This window comes from Rhodanobacter sp. DHG33 (assembly GCF_014843005.1).
Lineage (GTDB): Bacteria > Pseudomonadota > Gammaproteobacteria > Xanthomonadales > Rhodanobacteraceae > Rhodanobacter_A.
The window spans coordinates 63,626-88,079 of the sequence record NZ_JACYXM010000001.1 but is presented as its reverse complement, the minus strand read 5'-3'; the positions used below and the strand labels follow the sequence as shown (position 1 = coordinate 88,079).

22 protein-coding genes are annotated in these 24,454 nt (G+C 68.7%); 6 read left to right on the top strand and 16 right to left on the bottom strand.

What is annotated here, in order from left to right:
• Nucleotides 1–13: 13 nt before the first annotated feature.
• The 7 genes from IHE46_RS00390 to IHE46_RS00360 form a co-directional block, all read right to left on the bottom strand.
• Nucleotides 14–472 (bottom strand): YiiD C-terminal domain-containing protein, encoded by a 459-nt coding sequence (locus tag IHE46_RS00390; RefSeq protein ID WP_192162428.1) that lies wholly within the window; start codon nt 470–472, stop codon nt 14–16.
• A 149-nt stretch (nt 473–621) separates the two neighbouring features.
• Complete coding sequence (locus IHE46_RS00385; protein ID WP_192162426.1) at nt 622–2,211, bottom strand: aldehyde dehydrogenase (NADP(+)); 1,590 nt, start codon at nt 2,209–2,211, stop codon at nt 622–624.
• A gap of 1 nt (nt 2,212) precedes the next feature.
• Nucleotides 2,213–3,118 carry a dihydrodipicolinate synthase family protein gene (locus tag IHE46_RS00380; RefSeq protein WP_192162424.1) on the bottom strand — a complete coding sequence of 302 codons (906 nt, stop codon included), beginning with the start codon at nt 3,116–3,118 and terminating at the stop codon, nt 2,213–2,215.
• Nucleotides 3,115–4,401, bottom strand: a complete 1,287-nt coding sequence (locus tag IHE46_RS00375; protein WP_192162422.1) for an FAD/NAD(P)-binding oxidoreductase — start codon at nt 4,399–4,401, stop codon at nt 3,115–3,117. Before IHE46_RS00375 ends, IHE46_RS00380 begins: the two co-directional genes overlap by 4 nt.
• Nucleotides 4,394–4,648: a (2Fe-2S)-binding protein gene (locus IHE46_RS00370; protein WP_192162420.1), complete on the bottom strand. Its 255-nt coding sequence runs from the start codon at nt 4,646–4,648 to the stop codon at nt 4,394–4,396. The genes IHE46_RS00375 and IHE46_RS00370 overlap by 8 nt, the downstream gene beginning before the upstream one ends.
• Nucleotides 4,645–5,745 carry an FAD-dependent oxidoreductase gene (locus IHE46_RS00365; RefSeq protein ID WP_192162418.1) on the bottom strand — a complete coding sequence of 367 codons (1,101 nt, stop codon included), beginning with the start codon at nt 5,743–5,745 and terminating at the stop codon, nt 4,645–4,647. Before IHE46_RS00365 ends, IHE46_RS00370 begins: the two co-directional genes overlap by 4 nt.
• Complete coding sequence (locus IHE46_RS00360; protein ID WP_192162416.1) at nt 5,742–6,686, bottom strand: 4-hydroxyproline epimerase; 945 nt, start codon at nt 6,684–6,686, stop codon at nt 5,742–5,744. Before IHE46_RS00360 ends, IHE46_RS00365 begins: the two co-directional genes overlap by 4 nt.
• Nucleotides 6,687–6,825: 139 nt before the next feature.
• On the opposite strand from IHE46_RS00360, the gene IHE46_RS00355 reads away from it, so the two are divergent.
• Nucleotides 6,826–7,527 carry an AraC family transcriptional regulator gene (locus IHE46_RS00355; RefSeq protein WP_192162414.1) on the top strand — a complete coding sequence of 234 codons (702 nt, stop codon included), beginning with the start codon at nt 6,826–6,828 and terminating at the stop codon, nt 7,525–7,527.
• A gap of 9 nt (nt 7,528–7,536) precedes the next feature.
• Here the strand turns inward: IHE46_RS00355 and IHE46_RS00350 are convergent, their stop codons facing one another.
• Nucleotides 7,537–8,721 (bottom strand): glycoside hydrolase family 27 protein, encoded by a 1,185-nt coding sequence (locus tag IHE46_RS00350; RefSeq protein ID WP_343229965.1) that lies wholly within the window; start codon nt 8,719–8,721, stop codon nt 7,537–7,539.
• A gap of 13 nt (nt 8,722–8,734) precedes the next feature.
• Entirely contained in the window at nt 8,735–9,967 is a 1,233-nt protein-coding gene (locus IHE46_RS00345; protein WP_225562692.1) for a glycoside hydrolase family 27 protein, read from the bottom strand.
• A gap of 208 nt (nt 9,968–10,175) precedes the next feature.
• Between IHE46_RS00345 and IHE46_RS00340 the strand changes: the two genes are divergently transcribed.
• The 4 genes from IHE46_RS00340 (at nt 10,176) to IHE46_RS00325 (ending at nt 13,807) form a co-directional block, all read left to right on the top strand.
• Nucleotides 10,176–10,931 carry a uroporphyrinogen-III synthase gene (locus IHE46_RS00340; protein WP_192162412.1) on the top strand — a complete coding sequence of 252 codons (756 nt, stop codon included), beginning with the start codon at nt 10,176–10,178 and terminating at the stop codon, nt 10,929–10,931.
• A gap of 53 nt (nt 10,932–10,984) precedes the next feature.
• Entirely contained in the window at nt 10,985–12,100 is a 1,116-nt protein-coding gene (locus IHE46_RS00335; protein ID WP_192162410.1) for a uroporphyrinogen-III C-methyltransferase, read from the top strand.
• Entirely contained in the window at nt 12,097–13,350 is a 1,254-nt protein-coding gene (locus IHE46_RS00330) for a heme biosynthesis HemY N-terminal domain-containing protein (RefSeq protein ID WP_192162409.1), read from the top strand. The genes IHE46_RS00335 and IHE46_RS00330 overlap by 4 nt, the downstream gene beginning before the upstream one ends.
• A gap of 211 nt (nt 13,351–13,561) precedes the next feature.
• Nucleotides 13,562–13,807 carry a GlsB/YeaQ/YmgE family stress response membrane protein gene (locus tag IHE46_RS00325; RefSeq protein ID WP_192162407.1) on the top strand — a complete coding sequence of 82 codons (246 nt, stop codon included), beginning with the start codon at nt 13,562–13,564 and terminating at the stop codon, nt 13,805–13,807.
• 97 nt (nt 13,808–13,904) lie between these two features.
• Here the strand turns inward: IHE46_RS00325 and uvrD are convergent, their stop codons facing one another.
• From uvrD to polA, 3 genes are all read right to left on the bottom strand, one after another.
• Nucleotides 13,905–16,124 carry a DNA helicase II gene (gene uvrD / locus IHE46_RS00320; RefSeq protein ID WP_192162405.1) on the bottom strand — a complete coding sequence of 740 codons (2,220 nt, stop codon included), beginning with the start codon at nt 16,122–16,124 and terminating at the stop codon, nt 13,905–13,907.
• 26 nt (nt 16,125–16,150) lie between these two features.
• Nucleotides 16,151–16,369 carry a hypothetical protein gene (locus tag IHE46_RS00315; protein ID WP_192162404.1) on the bottom strand — a complete coding sequence of 73 codons (219 nt, stop codon included), beginning with the start codon at nt 16,367–16,369 and terminating at the stop codon, nt 16,151–16,153.
• A 481-nt stretch (nt 16,370–16,850) separates the two neighbouring features.
• Entirely contained in the window at nt 16,851–19,598 is a 2,748-nt protein-coding gene (gene polA, locus IHE46_RS00310) for a DNA polymerase I (protein ID WP_192162403.1), read from the bottom strand.
• Nucleotides 19,599–19,691: 93 nt separating this feature from the next.
• Between polA and IHE46_RS00305 the strand changes: the two genes are divergently transcribed.
• Nucleotides 19,692–20,225 carry a DUF2782 domain-containing protein gene (locus IHE46_RS00305; protein ID WP_225562691.1) on the top strand — a complete coding sequence of 178 codons (534 nt, stop codon included), beginning with the start codon at nt 19,692–19,694 and terminating at the stop codon, nt 20,223–20,225.
• Nucleotides 20,226–20,321: 96 nt separating this feature from the next.
• Here the strand turns inward: IHE46_RS00305 and purH are convergent, their stop codons facing one another.
• The 4 genes from purH to prmA form a co-directional block, all read right to left on the bottom strand.
• A complete protein-coding gene (gene purH, locus IHE46_RS00300) occupies nt 20,322–21,932 on the bottom strand; it encodes a bifunctional phosphoribosylaminoimidazolecarboxamide formyltransferase/IMP cyclohydrolase (protein ID WP_192162401.1) in 1,611 nt (536 codons plus the stop codon).
• A gap of 87 nt (nt 21,933–22,019) precedes the next feature.
• The gene (locus IHE46_RS00295; RefSeq protein ID WP_192162400.1) at nt 22,020–22,304 is read right to left on the bottom strand and encodes a helix-turn-helix domain-containing protein; all 285 of its coding nucleotides are present in this window, start codon (nt 22,302–22,304) and stop codon (nt 22,020–22,022) included.
• Nucleotides 22,305–22,482: 178 nt separating this feature from the next.
• Nucleotides 22,483–23,307, bottom strand: coding sequence for a DUF3426 domain-containing protein (locus tag IHE46_RS00290; RefSeq protein WP_343229964.1), 825 nt, complete (start codon nt 23,305–23,307; stop codon nt 22,483–22,485).
• Nucleotides 23,308–23,382: 75 nt separating this feature from the next.
• Nucleotides 23,383–24,285 (bottom strand): 50S ribosomal protein L11 methyltransferase, encoded by a 903-nt coding sequence (gene prmA, locus IHE46_RS00285; RefSeq protein WP_192162398.1) that lies wholly within the window; start codon nt 24,283–24,285, stop codon nt 23,383–23,385.
• Between the last annotated feature and the right edge of the window lie 169 nt (nt 24,286–24,454).

The following is a 24,454-nucleotide window of genomic DNA, read 5'->3' as shown; positions in this document are numbered from 1 at the left end:
TGGCCGCGCGGCTTCAATCGTGGCGTTTGGCCACGAAGCGTGCGGACAGCGTGGCAGCGGGTTTGCCGTCCGTGCCGGGCACGCTGCATTCCACCTCGATGCGCGCCTTGCCGCGCGCCTGCAGCGTGTCGAAGAAGGCCGCCCAGTCCGCCTCCGCGGCGAGCCGCGCCTCGGCGTGGAAGTCCGCCCATATCGGCTGCAGATAGCGTACGGTGGATTCGCCCACGAACACGTCGCAGTGTTGTCCGCGTGCACGCAGCTCGAGTTCCACCAGGCCCCAGCCCACCAGGGTCATCAGGCTCACCAGGCTGCCGCCGAACGCGCAGCCCTTGTCGTTGACGTTGGGGGCCAGTGGTGCGCGCAGTGCGAGCCGGTGGGCGTCATGGGCCAGCAGTTCGAGATCCATCGCCTGCGCCAGCGGAATCTTGGCGCGGATGAAACGGACAAGGTCGTGGGCGGCGGAGTCGGTCATGCCGCGATTGTAGTGGGTAGCGCGCGGCACCCACGTGTTTCAGCGTGCAGCCGGCGCTCCCTCGGAGCTGGCGACTGCGCATCGGCGTCATGCCGGTTTGCGCATCCGGAACATGCGGCAGCGGCGCATGGCACCGCTGCCGCCTATGTTCATGCCGACGCGGACACGTCGTCGCTGCGCCACTGGCCATCCACGAGCCGCGCGACGCCGCCGGGATTGCGGTCGCGCAACTCCGGCGGCAGCAGCGCGTCGGCCAGGTGGTCGTAGCAGTGCAGCGCGGCGAAGCGGCGGATCGCGGAGGGCATGCCCACCGCGGTGAAGCCGGGGTGGCCGGTGCTGGGCCAGGGGCCGCCGTGATTCATCGCAGCGCTCACGGCCACGCCAGTGGGCATGCGGTTGGCGATCAGTCGCCCCACGCGCGGACGCAAGGCATGGCAGACCCGCGCCAGCGTCGCATCGTCGCGGCCATCGGCGGCGGAGTAGACGGTGCCGGTGAGGTTGCCTTCCAGCTGCGCGATCAGCGCCAGGGTTTCTGTCTCGCCGGACACGCGCACCAGCAGGCTGACCGGGCCGAAGGCTTCGCGCTGCAGTTCGTCGGAGCGTTCGATGAAGTCGCGCGCGTTGACTTGCAGCAAGGTGGGCTGGAACCGATAGCCCGGCCCCGCGGAGTGTCCGCCGACCAGGCAAGTGGCGCCGGCGCCCTGCAACGCATCCACGGCCTCCTGCAGTCCGTCCATCACGCCGCGCGAAAACAGCACCCCTGGTGCCGCTGCCTCGAAGCGCGCCAGCGCGTCGGCGACGAAGGTATCGCCGGACGCGTCATCCGGCACGATCACCAGTCCTGGATTGGTGCAGAACTGGCCGCTGCCGGCGGTGCACGAGGCGAAGAATTCTTCGGCCAGTGCCGCGCCGCGCTCGGCCAGCGCGCCGGGCAGCAGGAACACCGGGTTGATGCTGGACATTTCCAGGTAGGCCGGCACGCCTGCCGCATCGGCGGCGGTCTTCAACGCCATGCCGCCGGCGCGACTGCCGGTGAAGCCCAGCGCGCCAAGGCGCGCATCGCCGGCCATCCGCAAACCCAGCGTCCGGTCGTAGCCGTACAGCAGCTGCAGGGTGGCCGCGGGCAGTCCCGTATCCAGTATGGCGCGGTGCGCGAGCTGCGCGAGGCGTTCGCAGGTGGCCGGATGCGAAGGATGCGCCTTGGCGATCACCGGATTGCGCGCCGCGATGGCCGAGGCGAAATCGCTGCCGGCCACCGCGTTGAACGCCAGCGGGAAATTGTTGGGCCCGAACACCGCCACCGGCTTGCCTAGCGGCGCGAAATGCGAGCGCAATCCGGCCGCGGTGTCGATGGTGGGGGACGTCCACGCGAACTCGCGCACCGCCTGCGCGGCCAGCCGCAACTGGCGCGTCGTGCGCGGCAGTTCCACCTTCGCCAGCCGCGTTTCCGCGGGCAGCGCGGTTTCGGCGTGGGCCAGCGCCACCAGCGTTTCGGCATCGTTGTCGATGGCTTGTGCGTAGGCGTCGAGAAAATCGGCGATGCGTGCGGGCGGCGTGTCGGCCAGGGCAGTGGCGGCCTCCGTGGCGGCGGCCAGCGCAGCCTCCACGTCGGCCGCGCCGCACAGCGGAAAGGCCGGGCCGATGGCTTCGCCGGTGGCCGGGTTCTCGGCGCGGTAATGGCCGGCGGGTTCGCGCGGCGCCTGCCATGCGCCGGCCAGCAGCTGCGGTTGCATGTTCATGTCAGTGCGCCGGGCGGTTGGCGTTGGCGTGGCGGATGATGCGCAAGGCGTCCTCGCGCTCGGCACCTTCCAGCGCCAGGCGCGGCGCGCGCACGCGTTCGTTGCCCATGTCGACCTCCTGCTGGGTGAGCTTGATGAGCTGCACGAATTTCGGCACGGTGTCCAGCCGCAGCAATGGCAGGAACCACGCGTACAGCTCGGCCGCCGCGGCATAGCCGCCGTCGCGCGCCTGCTCGAACAACCGCACCGACTCGCGCGGATAGGCGTTGACCAGGCCGGCGATCCAGCCGGTGGCACCCATCGCGATGCCTTCGACGATGGCGTCGTCCATGCCCACCAGCAGCTCCAGGCGTTCGCCCAGCAGCGACTTCAGCGCGGCGAAGCGGCGCACGTCGCCGGATGATTCCTTCACGGCCTGCACGTTCGGATGCTTGCCGGCCAGCGCGCCGATCTGTTCGGGCGTGAAGTCGGTCTTGTAGGCGACCGGGTTGTTGTAGAGCATGCAGGGGAGGTCGGTGGCGCCGATCACGACGCTCATGTGCGCGCCCATTTCGCGCCAGTCGGTGGAGTACACATAGGGCGGCAACACCATCAGGCCTGCGCAGCCGGCGGCCTTGGCCGCACGCGCCAGGCGCACGCCCTCGTCGGTGGAGAGCGCGGCGATGCCGGGGATCACCGGCGCACGTGCGCCGACGGCCTCGACCAGGGTGTGCATGATCGCGACCTTCTCGTCGAACGACAGCGTCGCCGCTTCGCCCAGCGAACCCAGCGCCACGATGCCGGTGCAGCCGTCGTCGATCAGCTGGCGCGCATGCCGCGCGAGGAAGGCGTGATCCACGCTGCCGTCGGCGGCGAACGGCGTGGTGATGGCGGGGATGACGCCGCGCCAGAGGGAAGGCTTGCTCATGGTTCGATCTCGGTGGTTGGGCGGAAAGGGAGAGCGGCCAGCGTGGCCAGCCGCGCAGGAAACAGTGGCGGGCGACGCGGGCCGTCGTTCGGGAAGCGGCCCAGCTCGGCCAGCGCCGCGCCGCAGATGCGGCCCTGGCAGGCGCCCATGCCGCAACGCGCGGCGAGGCGCGCGCTGCGCGTGTCGGGGCAATCGTCGAGTGCGGAAAGCGGCACGTCCTCGCAGCGGCAGACCACAGTGTCGGCAGTGGCCAGCGTGCGCAGGCGCGGGTCGAGCGCGAAGTGCCGCGCCAGCAAGCCGGCGAACGCGCGCTCACGGATGCGTGCCGGCGCCAGCGCACGCGCCGCATCGACTGCGTCTGCGGCGGCGTGACCGGCCATGCTGCCCTCGATGCGCGCGGCGGCCAGTCCGGCGATGCCCAAGGCTTCGCCCGCGGCGTACACGCCGGGCACGCTGGTGCACAGCAGATCGTCGGCATGCACGCGGGCATGCGTGCCCGACCGGTCGAGCGCGCAGCCGAGCAAGGCGGCCAGCTCGACATTGGGCACCAGGCCATAGCCGATGGCGAGGTAATCGCATTCGACTTGCCGTGTTCCGTCGGCGTCGCGCAACTCGACGCCGCGCAGTTGCGTATCGCCGGATGCGGCTTGCACGAAGCTGCCGCACCGGTACGGTACGCCCGCGAGCGCGACCCGCAGCCGCGCGGCCTGCCATGCGCGTGCCGGCCAGCGCCACAGTTGCGCGGCGAATGCGGCGACGCGGGCGGCGGAAGCCTGCTCGTGGATGCCGACCACCATGGCACCGTGCTTGCGCAGCGTGGCCGCGGCGGCCAGCAGCAGCGGACCGCTGCCGGCCACCAGCACGCGCTTGCCGGCCAGCGGCCAACCCTGCTTGGCCAGCGCCTGCAGGCCGCCGGCACCGGCGACGCCGGGCAGCGTCCAGTTGAGGAAGGGCAGCTGCAATTCGCGCGCGCCGGTGGCGATTACTACGTGACCGGCATCGATTTCGACTGCGCCATCCGGTGTTTCGGCCAGCAGGCGACGGCCATCGGCGGCGACGACCTGGTGTTGCGCGCGCCACTCCACTTTGCCGGACAGTGCCTGGATCGCTGCCTGCGCCGCAGGCGGCGTGCCGTGCGCCACGTCATGCCGCCATATCTGGCCGCCGTGGCGTGGTTGAGCGTCCAGCAGGATCACGCGTGCGCCGTGACTGGCGGCGGCGTGTGCCGCGGCCAGTCCGGCAGGACCGGCGCCGATCACCGCCACGTCGCAACGCTCAATCATGGGTGGTCACCTGCATGCCTTCGCGCACCGGCGTCATGCAGGCGCGCAATTGCGCGCGGCCGTCGATGTGCACGCGGCATTCGAAACAGGCGCCCATGCCGCACAGCGGCGCGCGCGGCATGCCATGCACCGAGTCGCGGAAACGCATGGGGCTGATGCGCGCCACCGCAGCCGCGACACTGGTGCCCGCAGGTACTTCGATCGGCCGGCCATTCACCGCCAGCCGCACGACGCCCTGTGCGTTCATGCCAGCACCCGCGACGGCGCATAAGGCGCAGGGTCGATCGCCGGCGTGCGTCCCAGGATCAGGTCCAGCAGCAATTGCGCGCTGCCCGGCGCGGTGGTGACGCCCAGGCCTTCGTGGCCGGCGGCCACCCAGAGGCCGTCACGGCCCGGCACGGCGCCGAGATAGGGGCGCCCATCCGGCGTGGCGGGACGGAAGCCGGTCCACGCGCGTATTGCCTGCAATTCGCCCAGCGAGGGCATGAAGCGGAATGCGCGTTGCAGCATGCGCGCCAGCATCGATGGCGAAACGGCCGGGTCGTCGATGTCGAATTCGCGCGAGGAACCCACCAGCAACTGGCCGGTGGGACGCGGCTGCACGTTGAAGGCCACGCTGCTGCCGTCGCTGCCGTGCGCGCTGTCGGCATAGCCCAGTTCCAGTACCTGGTGCCGCAGCTTGCCGGGGTAGCGGTCGGTGATGACGAGGTGCCCCTTGCGCGGGCGCAGCGGCAGTTCGGGGACGAGTTGCGGCAGTGCGCAGCCGGTGGCGACGAGCACCGGGCCGTGCAGCACGGTGCCGTCGTCCAGCGTGACGCCGTGCGTGTCCAGTTGGCGCACGCGGCGGCCGTGGTGAAGCACCGCGCCGCGCGCGCAGGCACGAAGCACCAGGTGTTGCGCGACTCGCGGCGGATACACCACGGCCTCCTGCGGCACCAGCATGCCGGCGCAGAGGTCCGGCGCCAGCGAAGGTTCGATCTCGCGCAGTTGCGCGGCGTCGAGCGCATGCGCATGGCCGCCTGCCGCCTGGATGCGGGCCACGCGCGCCGCGATGCCCGCGGCCTGTGCGGGGTTTTCGGCCACCCACAGCGTGCCGCAGCGGTCGAATTCCGCTTCCGGCAGATCGGCGAAAGCCTCCCAGCGGTCCAGGGACAGGCGCGCCAGCGCGAGTTCGGCCGGATCGTCGTCCATCGCCACCAGGTGGCCCATGGCGCAGGCGGTGGCGCCGCCGCCGATGGTGCCGGGCTCGACGATGGCCACGCGCAGGCCCGCCGCCGCGGCTTCGTCGGCGCAGCTCGCACCCACGATGCCGGCGCCGACGACGATCAGGTCGCAGGCGTTCATTCCGCGCCGCTGCCCCAGGCGAACGGGTCGCTCTCGTCGATCAGCAGTTCGCCCTGCGCGACGATGTGCGCGCTGCCGGTGATGCGCGGCAACACCCTGCCGTCCGCCGCCGGTTCGTAGCGCGCCTCGAACATGCTGCCGAGGATGCTTTCCTGCCGCCACGCCTGGCCCGGCGCGAGTTTGCCGTCGGCGGCAAGGCAGGCCAGTTTGGCGCTGGTGCCGGTGCCGCAGGGCGAGCGGTCGTAGGCGAGGCCGGGGCAGAGCACGAAATTGCGCGCATCCATGCCGGGCGTGGGCGACGCCGCGTTGAGTTCGATGTGGTCGATTTCCGCGCCGTCCGCGCCGCAGATGCCGGCGGCTTCCAGCGCGTGGCGGATCGCTTCGGTGTAGGCGGTCAGCTCGCGCTGCCGCTGCACGTCCAGCGGCAGCGGCGTGTCTTCGGTGATGAAGAACCAGTTGCCGCCCCAGGCGACATCGCCGTGCACGCTGCCGTAGCCCGGCACATCGATGCGCAATCCGGCCGCATGGCGGTAGCTGGCCACGTTGTCGATGGAGACACGGCCGTCGTCGTGCAGGTCCACGCCCACGGTGCCCACCGGCGTGTCCAGATGGTGGCGGCCCGGTGCGATGCGGCCCAGGTGCGCCAGCGTGCGCACCACGCCGATGGTGCCGTGGCCGCACATGCCGAGGTAGCCGACGTTGTTGAAGAAGATCACGCCGGCACAGGCGTGCGCGCTCACCGGCGGCAGCAGCAGGGCGCCGACCATGGTGGCGGAACCGCGCGGCTCGCAGGCGATGGCACTGCGCCAGGCGTCGTATTCGTCGGCGAAGCGGCGGCGGCGTTCGGCCAGCGGGCCGTGGCCGAGGTCGGGAAAGCCGGCGAGGACGACGCGGGTCGGCTCGCCGCCGGTATGGGAATCGACAAATTGGATGGCGTGCATGGCAGCCATGTTCCGCGCTAGGCCGGGGCTGCGTCTAGGTGCGCTTGCCCCAGTCAAATGCGGAATTCTGCATAATCGTGGTTGCCGCCGTGAAACCCTGCCAAGGTGCGCTCTCGCTTGCGGCAATCAGGAGGGTGGCATGGACGTGAAGCTTTCGGCCGAAGACATGCAGACGCTGTTCGATGCGTTGCCGGACGTGGTGTTCTTCGTGAAGGACCGCAGCGGGCGCTACACGCACGCCAACCTCACCCTGGTGCGCCGGCTGCGCCTGAAGCGGCGCGAGGAGGTGATCGGCCGCAGCGTCGCGGAGCTGTTTCCCAGCACGCTGGGCAGTTCCTATGCCGCGCAGGACCGGCGCGTGCTGGCGGGCGAGACCATCGCCAACCAGCTCGAGGTGCACCTGCTGCCCAACCGCGCGCCGGGCTGGTGCATCACCTGCAAATACCCGCAGCGCCAGCGCGGCGAGGTGTGCGGAGTGCTGGGCCTCTCACGCGACCTTCGCCACCCCGACGGACGTCACCCGACCTACCCGCGCCTTGCGCGCGCCATGGAATACCTGCAGGAGCACTACGCCGAAGGCGTGCGCGTGGGCGAGCTCGCGGCGCTCGCCGAAGTCTCGGTGGCGCAGCTGGAGCGCCACTTCCGCAATGTGTTCCAGCTCACCCCGCAGCAGGCGCTGACCAAGCTGCGCATCGACGCGGCGATGCGCCTGCTGCGCGGCGCAGGCAGCGTGGCCGACATCGGACTGGCCTGCGGCTTCACCGACCAGAGCGCGTTCGCCCGCCAGTTCAAGGCCACCGTGGGCATGACGCCGCGCGAGTTTCGCAGCCTGCACGGCTGAGCGGGCCGTTCACTCCATTCGCAGCATCGCCACGCCATGCGACGGCACGTCGGCGGTGAAGCTGCCGTGCGCGTCCGGCAGGTTCTTGTGCGCCCAGAGGTCGCGCACCTTCAGCCGCAGCGAAGCGGGCAGGTCCAGATCGGCCCAGTTCACGGTGATCGCATGGGCGGCAGCGCTGCGGTTGAGCAGCAGCACCGCACGGCCGCCGCCCTTGAGCGGGCGCGCCCAGACTTCGTAGTCGCCGTCCTTGGCGACCCGGCGGGCCTCGACGCCCAGCGGGTCTTGGTCCACGGCGATCACTTCGCGGTTGGTGAGGATGGCCTTGGTGTCCGCGCTCATGCCGGCGAGGTCGTTGCCGGCCATCAGCGGTGCGGCCAGCATGGCCCACAGGCTGAAGTGGGACCGGTATTCCTCGCTGGTCATGCCGCCGTTGCCCACCTCCAGCATGTCCGGGTCGTTCCAGTGGCCCGGGCCGGCAAACCCGTCCAGCCCGACCTGCAGGTCGAGGATGGCGAGCACGCTGTGCTGGTAGCCGTCCTGGCCCGACCAGTGGTCGTAGATGTCGTCGGTGGTGCGCCAGAGGTTGCCGATGTTCTTCGCCCACAGCCAGGGCTTGTTGACGCCCCACTCGCAGATGCTGAAGACGATGGGGCGGCCGGTGGCGCGCAGGGCGTCGCTCATCGTCTCGTAGGTGGACGGCGCGTCCTGCGTATAGGTGGAGCACCAGTCGTACTTCAGGTAGTCGACGCCCCACGAGGCATAGGTGCGCGCATCCTGGTACTCGTGGCCCCAACTGCCGGGGCGCTTGCCGCAGGTGAGCTTGCCGGCGTCGGAGTAGATGCCGAACTTCAGGCCTTTCGAGTGGATGTAGTCGCCCAGTGTCTTCATGCCCGAGGGGAAGCGCTGCGGATCGGGCTGGATATTGCCGCTTGCGTCGCGCTGGCCCTGCCAGCAGTCGTCGATGACGATATAGGTGTAGCCGGCGTCGCGCATGCCGGATGCGACCATCGCATCGGCCGCCTGGCGGATCAGGTTTTCGTTGATGGTGCAGCCGAACTTGTTCCAGGTGTTCCAGCCCATCGGCGGCGTCAGCGCCAGCCCGTTGGGTGCGCGCGGTGGCGGGGATTCGGCTAGCAAGGTTCCAGCCGTCAGCACGCAGGCGAGTATGGTCAGCAGTATCCGCAGTCGCTTCACCGGTCGTCCTCCCTCAGTTGTCGATGCGCACCATCACCACGCCGTGCGGCGGAACCTCGGCCGCGAAGCTGCCGTTCGCGCGCGGCAGATCCGCGTGCCGCCACAGGTCGCGCACGCGCATGGGGATGCCTTGCGGGTAGCCGAGCATGTTCCAGTCCGCGGCGATGCGGCTGGCCTGTGCGCCGCGGTTGAACAGCACCACGGCGCGGCCGCCGCCCTTGAGCGGCTTGGACCACACTTCGCGGTCGCCGTCCTTGAACACGCGCTGGCCCTGCGCGCCCAGCGCATCCTGGTCCACCGCGATGACCTCGCGGTTGGTGAGGATGGAGCGGGTCTCCGCGCTCATCGTCGACAGGTCGTTGCCCGCCATCAGCGGCGCCGCCATCTCCGCCCACAGGCTGAACTGCGACTTGTATTCCTCGGCGCTCATGCCGCCGTTGCCGATTTCCAGCATGTCCGGGTCGTTCCAGTGGCCGGGGCCGGCGTAGTGCGCCAGGTCGGCCTGCATGTCCACGATGTTGGTCATGCCGTTCTGACGGCCGTCACGGCTTTCCCAGCCGTCGTAGATGTCGCCCGTGGTGCGCCAGAGGTTGCCGACGTTCTTCGCCCACAGCCAATCCTTGTTGCTGCCCCAATCGCACAGGCTGAACACGATGGGGCGGCCGCTGGCGCGCAACGCGTCGCCCATCAGCTCGTAGGAGGACTGGCCGTTCTGCGTGCCCGTATGGCACCAGTCGTACTTGAGGTAATCCACGCCCCAGGAGGCATAGGTCTGCGCATCCTGATATTCGTGGCCGCGGCTGCCGGGGCGGCCGGCGCAGGTTTTGGTTCCGGCATCGGAGTAGATGCCGAACTTCAGGCCCTTCGAATGGATGTAGTCGGCCAGCGCCTTGATGCCGGAGGGGAAGCGCGTCGGATCGGCGGTGATGTTGCCTTCGGCGTCGCGGGGGCCGTGCCAGCAATCGTCGATCACCACGTACCGGTAGCCGGCGTCCTTCATGCCCGAGCTCACGATGGCGTCGGCGGCCGCGCGGATGGTCTGCTCGCTGATGTTGCAGCCGAAATGGTTCCAGGAGTTCCAACCCATCGGCGGTGTGAGCGCCAGTCCGTTGGGTTCGCGCGGCGGGTCGGGCTGCGGGCCGCCGGCGATGGCAGGCGATACGGCTACGGCGAGCCACGACATCAAGGTGAAAATCGACAAGACCAGCCAGCGCATCAGCTTCTCCCCAGGGATGTGGAACTGCATGGCAACGCATTCGGCCGACATCGCTGCGCGCGAGGTCGAAATCGGAATAATGTCCGACAATTGAGCAATTGTGCGACAAATGAGCCGTCCATACAACATGGGTCGAACCGCGCTGGACATGCCGCCGGTAGCGGCAAGGGCCGCGGAGGGCATGGCTATACTCGTGCTCTGTTGCCCGCACGATGCGGGTTGGCCAGCCGGACGCCGCATGGGTCGCAAGCCGCACATTCCGTCGTTGCGTGGCCGCGTGGTGGTGATCACCCGACCTGCCGGCACGGCTGCGGCCTTAATGCGACGTGTGCGGGCGCGAGCCGGCGTGCCGTTGTTGCTGCCAGGCCTGTCGTTGCGGGCGATCGATGATCCGGCGTTGCCCGCGCAGATGCGCGCCGCGATGAAAGATGGATTGCTGGTGTTCACCAGCCCCGCCGCCGTGCGCTTTGCTGCCCTGCTGTCGCCTTTGCGCAGCAGGGCCATCGTGCTCGCCGTGGGGCAGGGCACGGCGCAGGCGCTGCGCCGTCATGGCGTACTCGCGCAAGCGCCGTCGCGGCAGGACAGCGAAGGCCTGTTGGATCTGCCGGTGATGCAGGACCTGCAAGGCATGCGCGTGGCGCTGATCGGCGCGCCGGGTGGCCGTGGCTTGTTGCGTGAACAGTTGGTCGCGCGCGGCGCGCAACTGCGTGAAGTGCATGTGTATCAGCGCGTGGCGCCGCGATGGGATAGGCGGCATGTCGAAGCGGTGCAGGCGTTGCCGCTTTCGGCGCGCGTGCTCGTCTCCAGCGCCGAGGCGTTGCACAACCTCGCGCAGCGGTTGCCGGCGGCAGCGTGGTCGCGTTTGCGCGCGGCGGTGGCCGTGGTCAGCAGCGAGCGGCTGGAGCAAGCGGCCCGCGAAGCGGGATTCGTGCGCATTGTGCGCGCCGAATCCGCGCTCGCCTCCGACTTGATCGAGGCTGCGGCCCCGCGCTGACCGTTTCACGAGCTTGCAACGAACGCCCGTGGGCCGCCTGCTAGCATGCGGACATGAACGAAAACGACACCACGCCGTCCACCGCGCCCGCTGCTGCGCCGCGCGCCAGCAAACCCTCCACACGCGCTGCTGCGCCGCGCGGCGGCAGCGTCGCGTTGGCGCTGCTGCTGGCGCTGTTCGCTCTGCTGGCCTCCGGTTATGTGGGGTGGCGCCAATGGCAGCAGCGCCAGCATCGCGTCGCCGATGCGAAGGCGATGGCGGCCATGCAGCAACGCGTGGCCGCACTGGAATCTGCCCTGGCGAGCGGCAGCGGTGGCCGCGCCAATCTCGCGCAACGGCTGGATGGCTTCGATCAGCTGGACCGCACGCTGGAATCTGCGCAGCAGGCGCAGGGCGATCGCCTGCGCGCGCTGGAAGGTGCGGTAGGCAAGCTCTCCGAAAGCACGCTGAGCGCACACGACGCCACCTTGCTCGACGAAACCGAATCGCTGCTGCGCATGGCCAAGGAACGCTATGAGTTGTTCCACGATGCGCAGGGCGCGGCGGCAGCCTATGCGCTGGCCGCGCAGACATTGTCCGCGGTGAACGACGGCGCGTTTGCGGGACTGCGCCAGAACGTCGAGGCCGAGCGGGTCGCCCTGCTCGCCAGTCAGCCGGCCAGCCAGGCCGAGGCACTGACCAGGCTGACGGCGTTGCGCGAGACCGTGCCCATGCTGCCGCTGAAACCGCTGGATGCGCCGGCCGGCGCCTCGTCGTCCGGCGCATGGTCGCGCATAGCGCGCGCATTGACCGGCGTGGTCAGCGTGCAGCGCGACAACGGCACGCCGCTGGCGGTGGCGGATGCGCGCTTCGCGCGCGAACTGGTGGCGCTGGATCTCGCACAGGCGCAGGCTGCGCTGCTGGCGCACGACCCGAAGGCCTACGCTGCGGCGCTGCAACGCGCCGATACTGGCCTCGCCAACCAGTTCGACGGCCATAGCGACGACGTGCAGCAGGCACACGCCGCGTTGAAACAGCTCGCGGGCGCGGTGCCGAGCGACACCTCCGTGCCGCTGGGAGCGGCGCTGACCGAGCTGCGCAATTTGCGCGCGGTGCATGCGCTGTCCAGCAACCCCTCGTCCGCGGCCAGTGCACCCGCGCCTGCAGCGGCCAAGGGAGCGGCCCGATGAACCTGTGGCGCTGGATCCTGCTGCTGGCGATCGTCGCCGCGCTGGCCGCGTTCGGCTGGCACTGGGTGGCGATCGATCCCGGCTACGTGCTGGTGCGCCTGCACGGCTGGCGCGTACAGACCACGGTGGTTGCCGCGGTCGTCATCCTGCTGCTGGCATGGGCGGTGCTCACCGCGTTGTGGCGCTTGCTGCGCTGGCCGTTCGGCGCGCTGTCGCGCCGGCATCGCCGGCTCAGCCGCAAGCGCCTGGGCGATGGCCTGATCGCGCTGATGGAAGGCCGCCACGGCGATGCGGAGCGCGATCTGAATCGCGCCTCGCGACTGGATGCGCTGCGTGGCGTCGCCTTGCTCGCGTCCGCCGAAGCCGCTTCGCGCCGCGGCGAACATGGCCGTGCACTGGAGATTCTCGCCGAAGCCTCGCAGGCCGCGCCGCAGGCCGCCCGCGTGCTGCGCGCCCGCGTGCTGCGCCGCGACGGCAAACCCGCCGAGGCACTGGCCTTGCTCGCGCCGGATGCCGACAAGGCCGCGTTGCCGCCCGGCGGCTGGCGCGAGCTGGCGCTCTCAGCACTTGCCGCGGGAGATACCCGCCGCGCGCTCGCCACGCTGGAACCGCTGCAGAAAAGCGGCGCGCTCGGCACGCGCGGCTACACCGCGCTCGAGGCCAGGGTGCTGGTTGCCGCCATCCATGCCGCGCCCGATGGTGCAGCGCTCAACACGTTGTGGTCGCAGCTGCCCAAGACGCAGCGCCGCGCCCCTGCCGCCATCAATGCCTACGCGCGCCGCGCCGCCGGCTTCGGCCTCGTGCTGCCGGCGATGGACGAGCTGGAATCCGCCTTGCGCCGCGAATGGTCGCCCGAACTGGTGGAAGCCTATGGCGTACTAGCCGGCGGCGACCTGGCCGCGCGTCTCGGCCGTGCCGAAGGTTGGCTGGCCGACCATCCGAACGATGCCGTCCTGTTGCTCGCGGCCGGCCGCATTTGCGTGCGCTCCGGACTGTGGGGCAAGGCACGCCAATACCTCGAACGCTCGCTGGCGCTGGAGCCGAGCAGCGGCGCCTGGGAGGCGCTGGGCGACGCGCACGCTGGCCGGGGCGATGCCGCACAGGCGGAGCGCTGTTACCGCAATGCCTTGGCCATGGCCCGCGGCGAAGCCGTCCAGCCCATGCCATCGGACAAGGTCGGCGTGATCGACACGAATGCCATCGCCATCGAAGAGCGCGATGAGCACGGCGTGCCGCGGCTGCGCGGATGACGGGGCCCGAGGCCCATACGGCAATGAACGAAGCAGGGCGGTCTTGAGACTATTCCTATAGTGGGCGCCCTCCCTCGGACGCATACTCGCCCTGCGTAGTGCATGTCCCGACCAGTGGATTGCCACCAGGAGCCGTCAGGCAGCGGAGTGGTCGACAGGAAGGCATGGCGGCTGCGGCGACGCTTGTTCACTTCCAAGAGAGGGACACATCATGGGCTTCATTGCGTGGATCGTGGTTGGCGCCATCGCGGGTTGGCTGGCCGGCCTGCTGGTCAAGGGCGGCGGCTTCGGCCTGATCGTCGATATCATCGTCGGCATCGTCGGTGCCTTCATCGGCGGCTGGCTGTTCGGCGTGTTGGGCATTCACCTCGGCAGCGGCTGGATCGGATCGATCATCACCGCCGTCATCGGCGCCGTGATCCTGCTGTTCCTGATCCGCCTCATCAAGCGAGCGTGACACGTAGCGGCCTCGCGAAGGCCGAGTACGCACTCCAGCCCGGACGGAGAAAAAACGCCCCTTTGTCGGGGCGTTTTCTTTGGCGGCTTTGCGAGAACTAGAGCGGCGTGAGGTTGGCGTAGGCCGCCACCAGCCACTTGTTGCCTGCATTCTCGAAATTCACCTGCAGCCGCGTATGCGCACCGCTGCCTTCGGCGCTGACCACCACGCCTTCGCCGAAGCTGGGATGGTTGACGCGCTGGCCAAGCTTGACCGGAAGATCTTCCTGCAGCGGTGCATGATCGACGTGGCGGCCGGCACCGGCATAGAGCGGCCGGCTCACCTGCACGCGCGGGCGCACTTCGTCGATCAGCTCGGCTGGCATCTCGGCGAGAAAGCGCGAAGGGCGAGCCAGCATTTCGGTGCCGTGCATGCGGCGCGATTCGGCATAGCTGATGACGAGGCGTTCGCGGGCGCGGGTGATGCCCACGTAGGCGAGGCGGCGTTCTTCTTCCAGCCTGCCTTCGTCCTCGGTGGAGCGCTGGCTGGGAAACAGGCCTTCCTCCAGCCCGACCAGGAACACCAGCGGGAACTCCAGGCCCTTGGCCGAATGCAGCGTCATCAGCTGCACGCAGTCGTCCCACGCTTCGCCCTGGCCTTCGCCGGCTTCCAGTGCGGCGTGCGAAAGGAAGGCGGCGAGTTCGTCGAGGCCGGCGTCGATGTCTTCCTGCGTGCGTTCGAAGCGGCTGGCAACGTTGACCAGTTCGTCGAGGTTCTCGATGCGCGCCTCGCCGTTGCCACGGCTGTCCTTCTCGTAGTGGTCGCGCAGACCGGTGTGGGTGAGGACGTGGTCGATCCGTTCGGCGAGGGGCAGCGCAGGATCGCTCGCCTCGTCCCCGGCGGATGCGGAGAGCAGGGGATTGAAGGTGCGGGCCATCTCGTCGATCAGCACGAGAAAGCCTTTCACCGCATTCTTCGCGCGGCCGGCCAGTTCGCTTCCCGCCAGTTCGGCGAGGGCGGCCTCCCACAACGACTGGCTGTCGTGGCGGGCGCGGCGGCGCAGCGTGTCGAGCGTGCGGTCGCCGATGCCGCGCGGCGGCGTGTTCACGGCGCGCTCGAACGAGGCGTCGTCGTGGCGATTGGCGGTGAGGCGCAGGTAGGCCAGCGCGTCCTTGATTTCCGCGCGGTCGAAGAAGCGCTGGCCGCCATAGACGCGGTAGGGAATGCTGCGCTGGGTGAGCTGTTCTTCGAAGTTGCGCGACTGCGCGTTGGAGCGGTAGAGGATGGCGCAATCGCGCGCGCTGCCGTGTTCGGCGATGTATTCGCGGATGCGCTCGATGACGAAGCGCGCCTCGTCCTGCTCGTTGTAGGCGGCGTACAGCGCGATGCGTTCGCCCTCGCCGCCGGCCGTCCACAATTCCTTGCCGAGGCGGCCGCCGTTGCGCGCGATCACCTGGTTGGCCGCTTTCAGGATGGTGGCGGTGGAGCGGTAGTTCTGTTCCAGCTTGATCGTGCGCGAGCCAGGGAAATCGCGCAGGAACTGCTGCATGTTCTCCACCTTCGCGCCGCGCCAGCCGTAGATGCTCTGGTCGTCGTCGCCCACGGCGAACACTTTGCCGGTGTGGCCGGCGAGCACGCGGATCCAGGCGTACTGCAGCGCGTTGGTGTCCTGGAACTCGTCGATCAGCAGATGCCGCCAGCGGCTCTGGTAGTGCTCCAGCACGGCGGGATTCTTCAGCCACAGCTCGTGCGCGCGCAGCAGCAGCTCGGCGAAATCCACCAGGCCGGCGCGGCGGCAGGCGTCCTCGTAGGCCTGGTAGATGCGCACCAGGGTGGCGGTGACGGGATGATCGCGATGCTCGATGGCGTCGGGGCGCTTGCCCTCGTCCTTCCAGCCGTTGATCGTCCACGTGGCCTGGCGCGGCGGGAAGCGCGCCTCGTCCAGCCCGAGGCCGGCGACCACGCGTTTCACCAGCCGCTGCTGGTCGTCGGCGTCGAGGATCTGGAAGCCTTCCGGCAGGCTGGCCTCGCGCCAGTGCCGGCGCAGCAGGCGATGGGCGATGCCGTGGAAGGTGCCCACGGTGAGGCCTTGCGTGCCGCCCGGGATCAGGCTTTCCAGGCGCGCGCGCATCTCGCCCGCGGCCTTGTTGGTGAAGGTGACGGCGAGGATCGCCCAGGGCGGCACGCGTTCCACCTGCATCAGCCAGCCGATGCGGTGGGTGAGCACACGGGTCTTGCCGGAACCGGCGCCGGCGAGGACGAGGTAGTGGCCGGGCGGGGCGCAGACGGCTTCGCGCTGCGCGTCGTTGAGCGAGTCGATCAGGTGCGAGACATCCATCGCACCCATTGTAGCGGTTGCGGCGCTCAGCTCTTCTTGAAGATGCCGCCCAGCGCCAGCACGGCGCCCACCACGATGCCGGCGATGCCCGCCCACTGCGGGAAAGCCTTCTCGTGCGTGGCGGTGAGCTTGGCTGAGCCGAGCTGGACCAGCGTGTCGGTCTGCTGGTAGCCGCCGTGGCCGAACACCACCCACAGACCGCCGACGAGCAGGACGAGACCGATGACGATCAGTGCGAAGCGCATGGGATCTTCCCTGGAAGGTATGGGCTTCGAGTATGCCGGGTCGGTCCATGCAGATGAAGTGCAGGGCTGTCGGGACAAAGCTCCGCGGAGCGGCTCTTTTTGAGTAGTGCGGCTATGGATGGCCGCCTTTTGATCTTGCTCTGTGCTCAGGGACGAGTGCACAAAATTGAGCAGTGCGGCCATGGATGGCCGCCCGTTTGATCTTCGTGTTCGTGGACGAGCCCATAAAAAAGGCCCCGAAGGCTAGGGGGAGCCTTCGGGGCCGGGGAGGCGGATGCCCAGGGGAGAGGCTCCGCGTCCGGGTGGCTGTCCAGGGAGGTGTCCAGCCATGGATGCCGTTGCGTGCATCCGATAGATAAGAACGCGCCAGAACGAAAAAGTTCTACACGGATGCGAAAAAAAGTCAGGGCAGATTCATTTCACGAAAAAGCAACGTTTTGTCCCCTGCCTGGCGCTGCCATGGCAGGGAGCGACGAAGAGCTCAGTGTGCCTCGTCCCAGTTCGCGCCCACCCCCACTTCGACGATCAGCGGCACGGCAAGCTGCGCGGCACCCTGCATGTGGTTGCGCACCGCCTCGCGTACGGTGTCCACCGCGTCTTCGCGCACTTCGAACACCAGTTCGTCGTGCACCTGCATCAGCATGTGGGCGTCGTCGCGCCCCTTGAGCCAGGCGGCCACGCCGATCATCGCGCGCTTGATGATGTCGGCGGCGCTGCCCTGCATCGGTGCGTTGACCGCGGCGCGCTCCGCACCGGCGCGGTAGGCCTGGTTGCGGGACTGCAGGTTCTCCAGGTACAGGCGGCGGCCGAAGATCGTTTCCACGTAGCCATCGCGGTGCGCCTGCGCGCGCGTGGCCTCCATGAAGGCATGCACGCCGGGGTAGCGCGCGAAGTAGCGTGCCATGTAGTCGCTGGCTTCGCCGCGGTCGATGCCGAGCTGGCGGGCGAGGCCGAATGCGCTCATGCCGTACATCAGCCCGAAGTTGATGGCCTTGGCGGCGCGGCGCTGGTTCGACGTCACGTCCTCGGGCTTGAGGCCGAACACCTCGGCGGCAGTGGCGCGGTGCACGTCGCCGCCTTCGTGGAAGGCCTTGAGCAGGCCTTCGTCGCCGGAGAGGTGCGCCATGATGCGCAGCTCGATCTGCGAGTAGTCCGCCGCCAGCACCTTCCATCCGGGTGGCGCGATGAAGGCCTGGCGGATGCGGCGGCCTTCCTCGGTGCGCACCGGGATGTTCTGCAGGTTCGGATCGGTGGAGGAGATGCGCCCGGTGGCGACGGCGCCCTGGTGATAGCTGGTGTGCACGCGGCCGGTGCGCGGGTTCACCGTGCCGGCCAGCTTGTCGGTATAGGTGGAGCGCAGCTTGGCCAGGCCGCGGTAGTCGAGGATCAGCTTCGGCAGCGCGTGCGCATCGGCGATGGCCTCCAGTGCCTCCTCGTTGGTGGAGGGCTGGCCGGTGGGCGTCTTGAGCTTCGCGGGCAGGCCGAGTTCGTCGAACAGGATCGCCTGCAGCTGCTTGGGCGAGTCGAGGTTGAATTCGCGGCCGGCCTCGCGGTACGCCTGCTGCTGCAGTTCCAGCATGCGCTTGCCGAGCTGCTGGCTCTGCTTGCGCAATTCGTTGACGTCGATCAGTACGCCGCGTTGCTCCATGCCGGCGAGCACGGGCACCAGCGGCATCTCGATGTCCTCGTACACCTTGCGCAGGCTGGGCACGCTTTCCAGCAGCGGCCACAGTGCGTGGTGCAAGCGCAGGGTGACGTCGGCGTCCTCGGCGGCATAGCGGCAGGCTGTATCCAGGTCCACCTGCGAGAAGAGGATCTGCTTCGCGCCCTTGCCGGCAACCTCTTCGTATTTCACGGTGTCGTAGCCGAGGTAGCGCTTCGCCAGCGAATCCATGTCGTGGCGCGTGGCGGTGGCGTTCCACACGTAGGATTCCAGCATGGTGTCGTGGCGCACGCCCTGTACGGCGATGCCGTAGTGCGACAGGATGTTGATGTCGTACTTGGCATGCTGGCCGAGCTTGGGACGGCTCGCGTCCTCGAAGATGGGCTTGAGTGCGGCCAGCGTCGCATCGCGCGGCAGCTGCGCCGGCGCGCCGGGGTAATCGTGCGCCAGCGGGATGTAGCAGGCCTTGCCCGGTTCCACGGCGAGGCTGAGGCCCACGATGTCCGCCAGCATGGGATCGAGGGCGGTGGTTTCGGTGTCGAAGGCGATCAGGGGGGCGTCGCGCAGCTGCGCGAGCCATGCGTCGAGCTGCGCCTGCGTGGTGACAAGCTCGTAGCTGCCGGGTGCGGCATCGCCCGGCAAGCGCACGTCCTGTATACGGTGCTCCTTCTCCGTTGCGCTGGGGGTTTCGCGTACGGGTTGAGCTTCTGCAGCGACTTCCGCGGCAGCGTCCAAATCCTTCAATGCCGCCTTGAACTCGTAGCGTGTGTACAGCTCGCGCAGCGCCGCCGCGTCGGCTTCGCGCATCGCGAGGTCGGCGGGCTGTTGCTCCAGCGCCACATCGGTCTTGATCGTCACCAGCGCACGCGACAATGGCAGTTGCGGCAGCGCTTCGCGCAGGCTCTCGCCGATCTTGCCGCCGACCTTGTCCGCGTTCGCGACCACGCCGTCCAGCGAGCCGTATTCGGCCAGCCATTTCGCGGCGGTCTTGGGGCCGCACTTGGGTACGCCGGGTACGTTGTCCACGCTGTCGCCCACCAGGGTGAGGTAGTCGACGATGCGTTCGGGCGGCACGCCGAATTTTTCCTCGACGCCGCTGCGATCCATCGTGGTGTTGGTCATGGTGTTGACCAGGGTGACGCCGGGGCCGACCAGCTGCGCCATATCCTTGTCGCCGGTGGAGATTTCCACCTCGATACCCTGCGCTTGCGCCTGCACGGTGAGCGTGCCGATCACGTCGTCGGCTTCGACGCCGGAGACGCGCAGGATGGGAAAGCCCAGCGCACCCACGATCGCCAGCATCGGCTCGATCTGCGCGCGCAGGTCGGCAGGCATAGGCGGGCGGTTCGCCTTGTAGTGCTCGTACATCGCGTCGCGGAACGTGGGGCCGGAGGCATCGCTGACGAAGGCGACGTAGTCGGGTTTCGCTTTCAACGTGGCGCGCAGCATGTTGACCACGCCGAACAGTGCGCCCGTCGGTTCGCCCTGCGCATTGGTCAGCGGCGGCAGCGCGTGGAAGGCGCGGTAGAGATAGGAGGAACCGTCGATCAGGATGAGTTTGGGCATATGGGGATTCTGGCACGCGGGACACGAAAACGTGATTCACGGGAGGGCAGCCCCCTCGCTGCTATGCTTCGCGCCTCTTTGGAGGTCGCCGCCATGAAAATCGCCGCTTGCCTGTTCGCCATCTCCGCTTTCGTTGCGCTGCCGGCATGGGCGCAGTCCGCCAGCAACCCGTCGCCGCAGTTCGCGCCGGCGCCCCCGCCGCCGGGCATGAACGATCCGGGCGTGAAGGAAACGGCGCCGCCGGCCCCGCCTGCGTCGTCCAGCAGCGGCAGCACGCCTGCCGAGGTCACCGCCACGCCGGTGCCGGGCAAGCCGATCCCGCTGCCCGTGATGCCGGGCGACAAGGGGCCGCCCAAGACGATCAAGGGCGATTCGCCCGCGGACGATGTGAGCGTGCATACCGAGGGCGATGCGGTGTACCAGGAATACCGCCGCGGTGGCCGTGTCTACATGGTGGTGGTCACGCAGAAGAACGGCCTGTCCTACACCTATACGGTGGACAACAACGGCACCATGAGCCCCACCGAAGGCGCGCCCCCGGTGAAGCCGGTGATGTACAAGATCCTCGAGTGGGGCAAGAGCAAGCCTGCCGAGTCGGACGACAGTTCGCAGGGCGACGGTCACTGACGAGCGCTGGGTGCACTTCCGCCACTTTCAGTGGCGGAGTGTTTGATTTACCCCACGGATTTCAGTGGCAAAGCATTTGCCTTACTTCCATCACCTTCAGTGACGGAAGTGCCGCATTCCTGTGAACACCATCGCCATGCCGTGTTCGTCCGCCGCGGCGATCACTTCGGAGTCGCGCATCGAGCCGCCGGGCTGGATCACGGCGCTGATGCCCGCCGCTGCCGCGGCGTCGATGCCGTCGCGGAACGGGAAGAAGGCGTCGGAAGCCATCACCGAGCCGCGCACTTCCAGCTTCTCGTCGGCCGCCTTGATGCCGGCGATCTTCGCGCTGTACACGCGGCTCATCTGGCCGGCGCCGATGCCGATGGTCTGGCGATCCTTGGCGTAGACGATGGCGTTGGACTTCACGAATTTCGCCACCTTCCAGGCAAAGATCAGGTCGTCGATCTGCTGCGGCGTGGGCGCCAGCTTGGTCACGACCTTGAGTTCCGCCGCCTTGACCATGCCGGTGTCGGCGGTCTGGATCAGCAGGCCGGAACCCACGCGCTTGACGTTGTTGCCGGGATGCGCGGCCACCAGGTCGGTGCCGGCGGGCACCGGGATTTCCAGCACGCGCACATTGCCCTTCTTGGCGAATGCCTTGAGCGCGTCGTCGGCATAGGCCGGCGCCAGCACCACTTCGACGAACTGCCGCGACACGATGGCCTGCGCGGCGGCGCCATCGACGATGCGGTTGAACGCGATGATGCCGCCGAAGGCCGAGGTGGGGTCGGTCTGGTAGGCGAGGTCGTAGGCCTTGCCGATACCGTCGAGGCTCACCGCCACGCCGCAGGGATTGGCGTGCTTGACGATGACGCAGGCGGGCTTGGTGAAGCTGCGCACGCATTCCCAGGCAGCGTCGGCATCGGCGATGTTGTTGAACGAGAGCTCCTTGCCCTGCAGCTGCCTGAAGGTGGCCAGCGTGCCTGCTGCGGGATACAGGTCGCGGTAGAACGCGGCGCTCTGGTGGGGATTTTCGCCGTAGCGCAGGTCCATCAGCTTGACGAAGCGGCCGTTGCTCTGCGCTGGGAAAAGCTCATGGCCACCGATCGCTTCGTGGGCATCGTCCAGCTTGAGGCCGGAGAGGTGATCGCTGATCGCACCGTCGTAGTTGGCCACGTTGTTGAACGCGGCGACCGAGAGCTGGAAGCGCGTGCCGCGCGAGAGGCCGCCGTGCTGTTCGATCTCGGCGAGCGCCGTCTCGTACTGGTCCGGCGAGGTGAGCACGCCCACGTCGTTCCAGTTCTTCGCCGCCGAACGCAGCATTGCCGGACCGCCGATGTCGATGTTCTCGATGGCGTCTTCCAGCGTGCAGCCGGGCTTGGCGACGGTAGCCTCGAACGGGTAGAGGTTGAGCACCAGCAGGTCGATGGGCTGGATGCCGAGCTCGGCCATCACTGCGTCGTCGGTGCCGCGGCGGCCGAGCAGGCCTCCGTGCACTTTCGGATGCAGGGTCTTCACGCGGCCGTCCATGATCTCGGGGAAGCCGGTGACGTCGCTGACGTCCTTCACCGGGATGCCGGCTTCGCGCAACGCCTTCGCGCTGCCGCCGGTGGAAAGCAGTTCCACGCCCTTCGCGGCGAGCCGGCGACCCAGTTCGATCAGGCCGGTCTTGTCGGAAACGCTGAGCAGGGCGCGGCGGACGGGGACGACGGCGGGGGCGGGCATGGCGGCTTCCTGACGGGGAAAGCCGAGAATTATAGCCGAGTCCGGGGTGCGGCCGCCGTTTGGACGGCCAAATGCGGGAGCGGAGGGTTACAACAGGCCGTGCGCGGCCAGCTTCTTGCGCAGGGTGGCGCGGTTGATGCCCAGCGCCACGGCGGCGCGGCTCTGGTTGCCGTCGTGGAACGCGAGCACCTCGCGCAGCAGCGGGCCTTCCACCTCGTGGATCACCAGCGCATGCAGGCCTTCGCCACAGTCCGCGTCGCCGAGGTCGGCGAGGTAGCGGCGCACGGTGCGGCTGACGCATTCGCCAAGCGCACTCTGCGAAGCGACCGGGCGGGTGGCCTCGACGGGCAATCTCACGGCGTTCACTGACATTTCCCTCTGTGTGTCTCGCGCGGCTGCTTGGACCGCTGTTCTGATGATTGCGCGACCGCGTCGGCGATCGCCCGTTGCAAGCTGTTGGCGATGCGCGGGACGGTGGAGTCTACCCGTGTGGGCCACAGATTTTAAGTGCCGCGTCTGGTGCGGCTGGTGTCATAAACGTCCCGGCGCGCTATTCGAAATCGAACTGGTAGGCCACGGCGGCGTTGCCCGGGTCCTGCACTTCCAGCAGCAGCGCCGTGGTGGCGCCCGGTGCGAGCCCGCGGTGCAGCACGTCGGGGTCGTCCAGGTAATCGGTGGGGAGCAGCCGGCGCATCGACAGTCGATGGCCTTGCGCATCCGACAGGGTAACCATCACCACCGGCCAAGGCTGCGCGAAGGCGGCATCGTTGCGCAGGCTGAGGCTGATCATCAGCGCATTAGCGGCGTTGGGATGCGTTTCGACGTTGCTCGCGAGCAGGTGCAATTGCTTGGGCGCGGCGACCAGCGGCAAGCGGCAGCCCAGCGTGTTGCAGGTGCCGCGCAGCCAGCCACCGGTCGTCGGGTCGCGGATCAGGTCGTCGCGATCGACCCATGCCAGTTCGGCGGCCAGTGCGATGGCCAATGCGCTGCAGACCAGTATCCAGGGCCAGCGTCGCGGGCGATCGGTGTCGCGCGGCGTGCGGCGCTTGCGCTCGGCGCGCGAGGGCTTGCGCTTGCGGGAATCCTTCACGAAGCGTGGCGCGAACACCAGCTGCGAGAAATCCTCGGCCTCCGCGGCGATCGGCGCGTCCGGTTCCGTCGTCGCGACGGGCTCGGGCGCCGGCCGCTGCGGGCGGTACACCACCAGCTCGATGCGCGGCGGCGCCAGCGCCTGCTCGTTCGTGGGCATCTCCTGGAACGGTTCCGGCGGCAGCTGTTCGCTAAGGGTGGCAAGGCTGTCGAAGCCGGCACCGCAATGCCCGCAGAGCACATAGCCGTGGGCCTGCACCAGCGCCTGCGCGCCGAGCGAGAACACGGACAGACATTCGGGACATTGCGCGTACATGCGGATCGTTGTGCGGAACGAACCGCGAGCTTAGCAGGCCGGACGTTATCGGCCGCGGCGCGTTCCGCTGATGCGCACCCAGCCGTCGCGGATGTCGACGCGCAGCGCTTCGAACCACTCGGCGTAGCGCGCCAGCAGTTCGTCCTGCTGGCCGTCGAGGATGCCGGAGATCGCGAACGGCGCGCCGGGTTTCGCGGCATGCGCGAAGATGGGGGCGAGTTCGCTCAGCGGACCGGCGAGGATGTTCGCCACGAACACATCGGCTGCGGCCTTCGGTTCGTCGCCCGGCAGGTAGGCGTCGAGACGGGCCGCCACGCCGTTGCGTTCGGCATTGTCGTGCGAAGCGAGCAGCGCCTGCGGATCGTTGTCCACGCCGATCGCATGCGCGGCGCCCAGCTTGAGCGCGGCGATGGCGAGAATGCCCGAGCCGCAGCCGTAGTCGATCACCGACTTGCCCGCGAGTGCGAGTCCATCCAGCCATTCCAGGCACAGCGCAGTGGTGGGGTGGGTGCCGCTGCCGAAGGCGAGGCCGGGGTCGAGGCGTACGACCACGCTTTCCTCGTCCGCCGGCGGTTCGATGTTCCACGGGTAGATCCACAGGCGCCGGCCGAAGGACAGCGGCTGGTACTGGTCCATCCATGCGCGCTCCCAGTCCTGGTCCTCCACCGTGCGGAAGTCCAGCTGGTCGGGCTCCAGCCACGGCAGCAGTTCGCCCAGTGCGGCGGCGAGGCCGCGCCTGTCCGAGTGCTCGTCGAACAGGGCATTCAGGGTGATCGTGGGCCACAGCGGCAATTCGCCCACGCCCGGCTCGAAGATCGCCTGCTCGTCCGGCGTTTCCGCGTCGGCATCGCGCAGCGTGATCGACAGCGCGCCCAGGTCCTCCAGCGCTTCTTCCACGCGGGGCTGCTGTTCGAGGCGGGCGGTGAGGGAGAGTTCGAGGAAGGGCATGGCGAAATTCACTCCCTCTCCCCCGTCAACAGATTGGCGAACGGGGGAGAGGGTTGGGGTGAGGGGGCACTCTTGCGGAGAGGTGGATAGGAGCGTGCTTCGATCGAGACTGTCGCAAGCGCCCGCCCCTCACCTCAATCCTCTCCCCCGAGGGGAGAGGAGGCAAACG

Excerpts from the sequence above, each read along its gene's own strand:
- IHE46_RS00375 (WP_192162422.1), bottom strand. The coding sequence starts at position 4,401 with ATGATTGAGCGTTGCGACGTGGCGGTGATCGGCGCCGGTCCTGCCGGA.
- IHE46_RS00340 (WP_192162412.1), top strand. The coding sequence starts at position 10,176 with ATGGGTCGCAAGCCGCACATTCCGTCGTTGCGTGGCCGCGTGGTGGTG.
- prmA (WP_192162398.1), bottom strand. The coding sequence starts at position 24,285 with ATGCCCTTCCTCGAACTCTCCCTCACCGCCCGCCTCGAACAGCAGCCC.
- IHE46_RS00345 (WP_225562692.1), bottom strand. The coding sequence starts at position 9,967 with ATGCAGTTCCACATCCCTGGGGAGAAGCTGATGCGCTGGCTGGTCTTG.
- polA (WP_192162403.1), bottom strand. The coding sequence starts at position 19,598 with ATGCCCAAACTCATCCTGATCGACGGTTCCTCCTATCTCTACCGCGCC.
- IHE46_RS00370 (WP_192162420.1), bottom strand. The coding sequence starts at position 4,648 with ATGAACGCACAGGGCGTCGTGCGGCTGGCGGTGAATGGCCGGCCGATC.
- IHE46_RS00355 (WP_192162414.1), top strand. The coding sequence starts at position 6,826 with ATGGACGTGAAGCTTTCGGCCGAAGACATGCAGACGCTGTTCGATGCG.
- IHE46_RS00385 (WP_192162426.1), bottom strand. The coding sequence starts at position 2,211 with ATGAACATGCAACCGCAGCTGCTGGCCGGCGCATGGCAGGCGCCGCGC.
- IHE46_RS00360 (WP_192162416.1), bottom strand. The coding sequence starts at position 6,686 with ATGCACGCCATCCAATTTGTCGATTCCCATACCGGCGGCGAGCCGACC.
- IHE46_RS00315 (WP_192162404.1), bottom strand. The coding sequence starts at position 16,369 with ATGCGCTTCGCACTGATCGTCATCGGTCTCGTCCTGCTCGTCGGCGGT.
- IHE46_RS00330 (WP_192162409.1), top strand. The coding sequence starts at position 12,097 with ATGAACCTGTGGCGCTGGATCCTGCTGCTGGCGATCGTCGCCGCGCTG.
- IHE46_RS00365 (WP_192162418.1), bottom strand. The coding sequence starts at position 5,745 with ATGAACGCCTGCGACCTGATCGTCGTCGGCGCCGGCATCGTGGGTGCG.
- purH (WP_192162401.1), bottom strand. The coding sequence starts at position 21,932 with ATGCCCGCCCCCGCCGTCGTCCCCGTCCGCCGCGCCCTGCTCAGCGTT.
- IHE46_RS00390 (WP_192162428.1), bottom strand. The coding sequence starts at position 472 with ATGACCGACTCCGCCGCCCACGACCTTGTCCGTTTCATCCGCGCCAAG.
- IHE46_RS00325 (WP_192162407.1), top strand. The coding sequence starts at position 13,562 with ATGGGCTTCATTGCGTGGATCGTGGTTGGCGCCATCGCGGGTTGGCTG.
- IHE46_RS00295 (WP_192162400.1), bottom strand. The coding sequence starts at position 22,304 with ATGTCAGTGAACGCCGTGAGATTGCCCGTCGAGGCCACCCGCCCGGTC.
- IHE46_RS00335 (WP_192162410.1), top strand. The coding sequence starts at position 10,985 with ATGAACGAAAACGACACCACGCCGTCCACCGCGCCCGCTGCTGCGCCG.
- uvrD (WP_192162405.1), bottom strand. The coding sequence starts at position 16,124 with ATGGATGTCTCGCACCTGATCGACTCGCTCAACGACGCGCAGCGCGAA.
- IHE46_RS00380 (WP_192162424.1), bottom strand. The coding sequence starts at position 3,118 with ATGAGCAAGCCTTCCCTCTGGCGCGGCGTCATCCCCGCCATCACCACG.
- IHE46_RS00305 (WP_225562691.1), top strand. The coding sequence starts at position 19,692 with ATGAAAATCGCCGCTTGCCTGTTCGCCATCTCCGCTTTCGTTGCGCTG.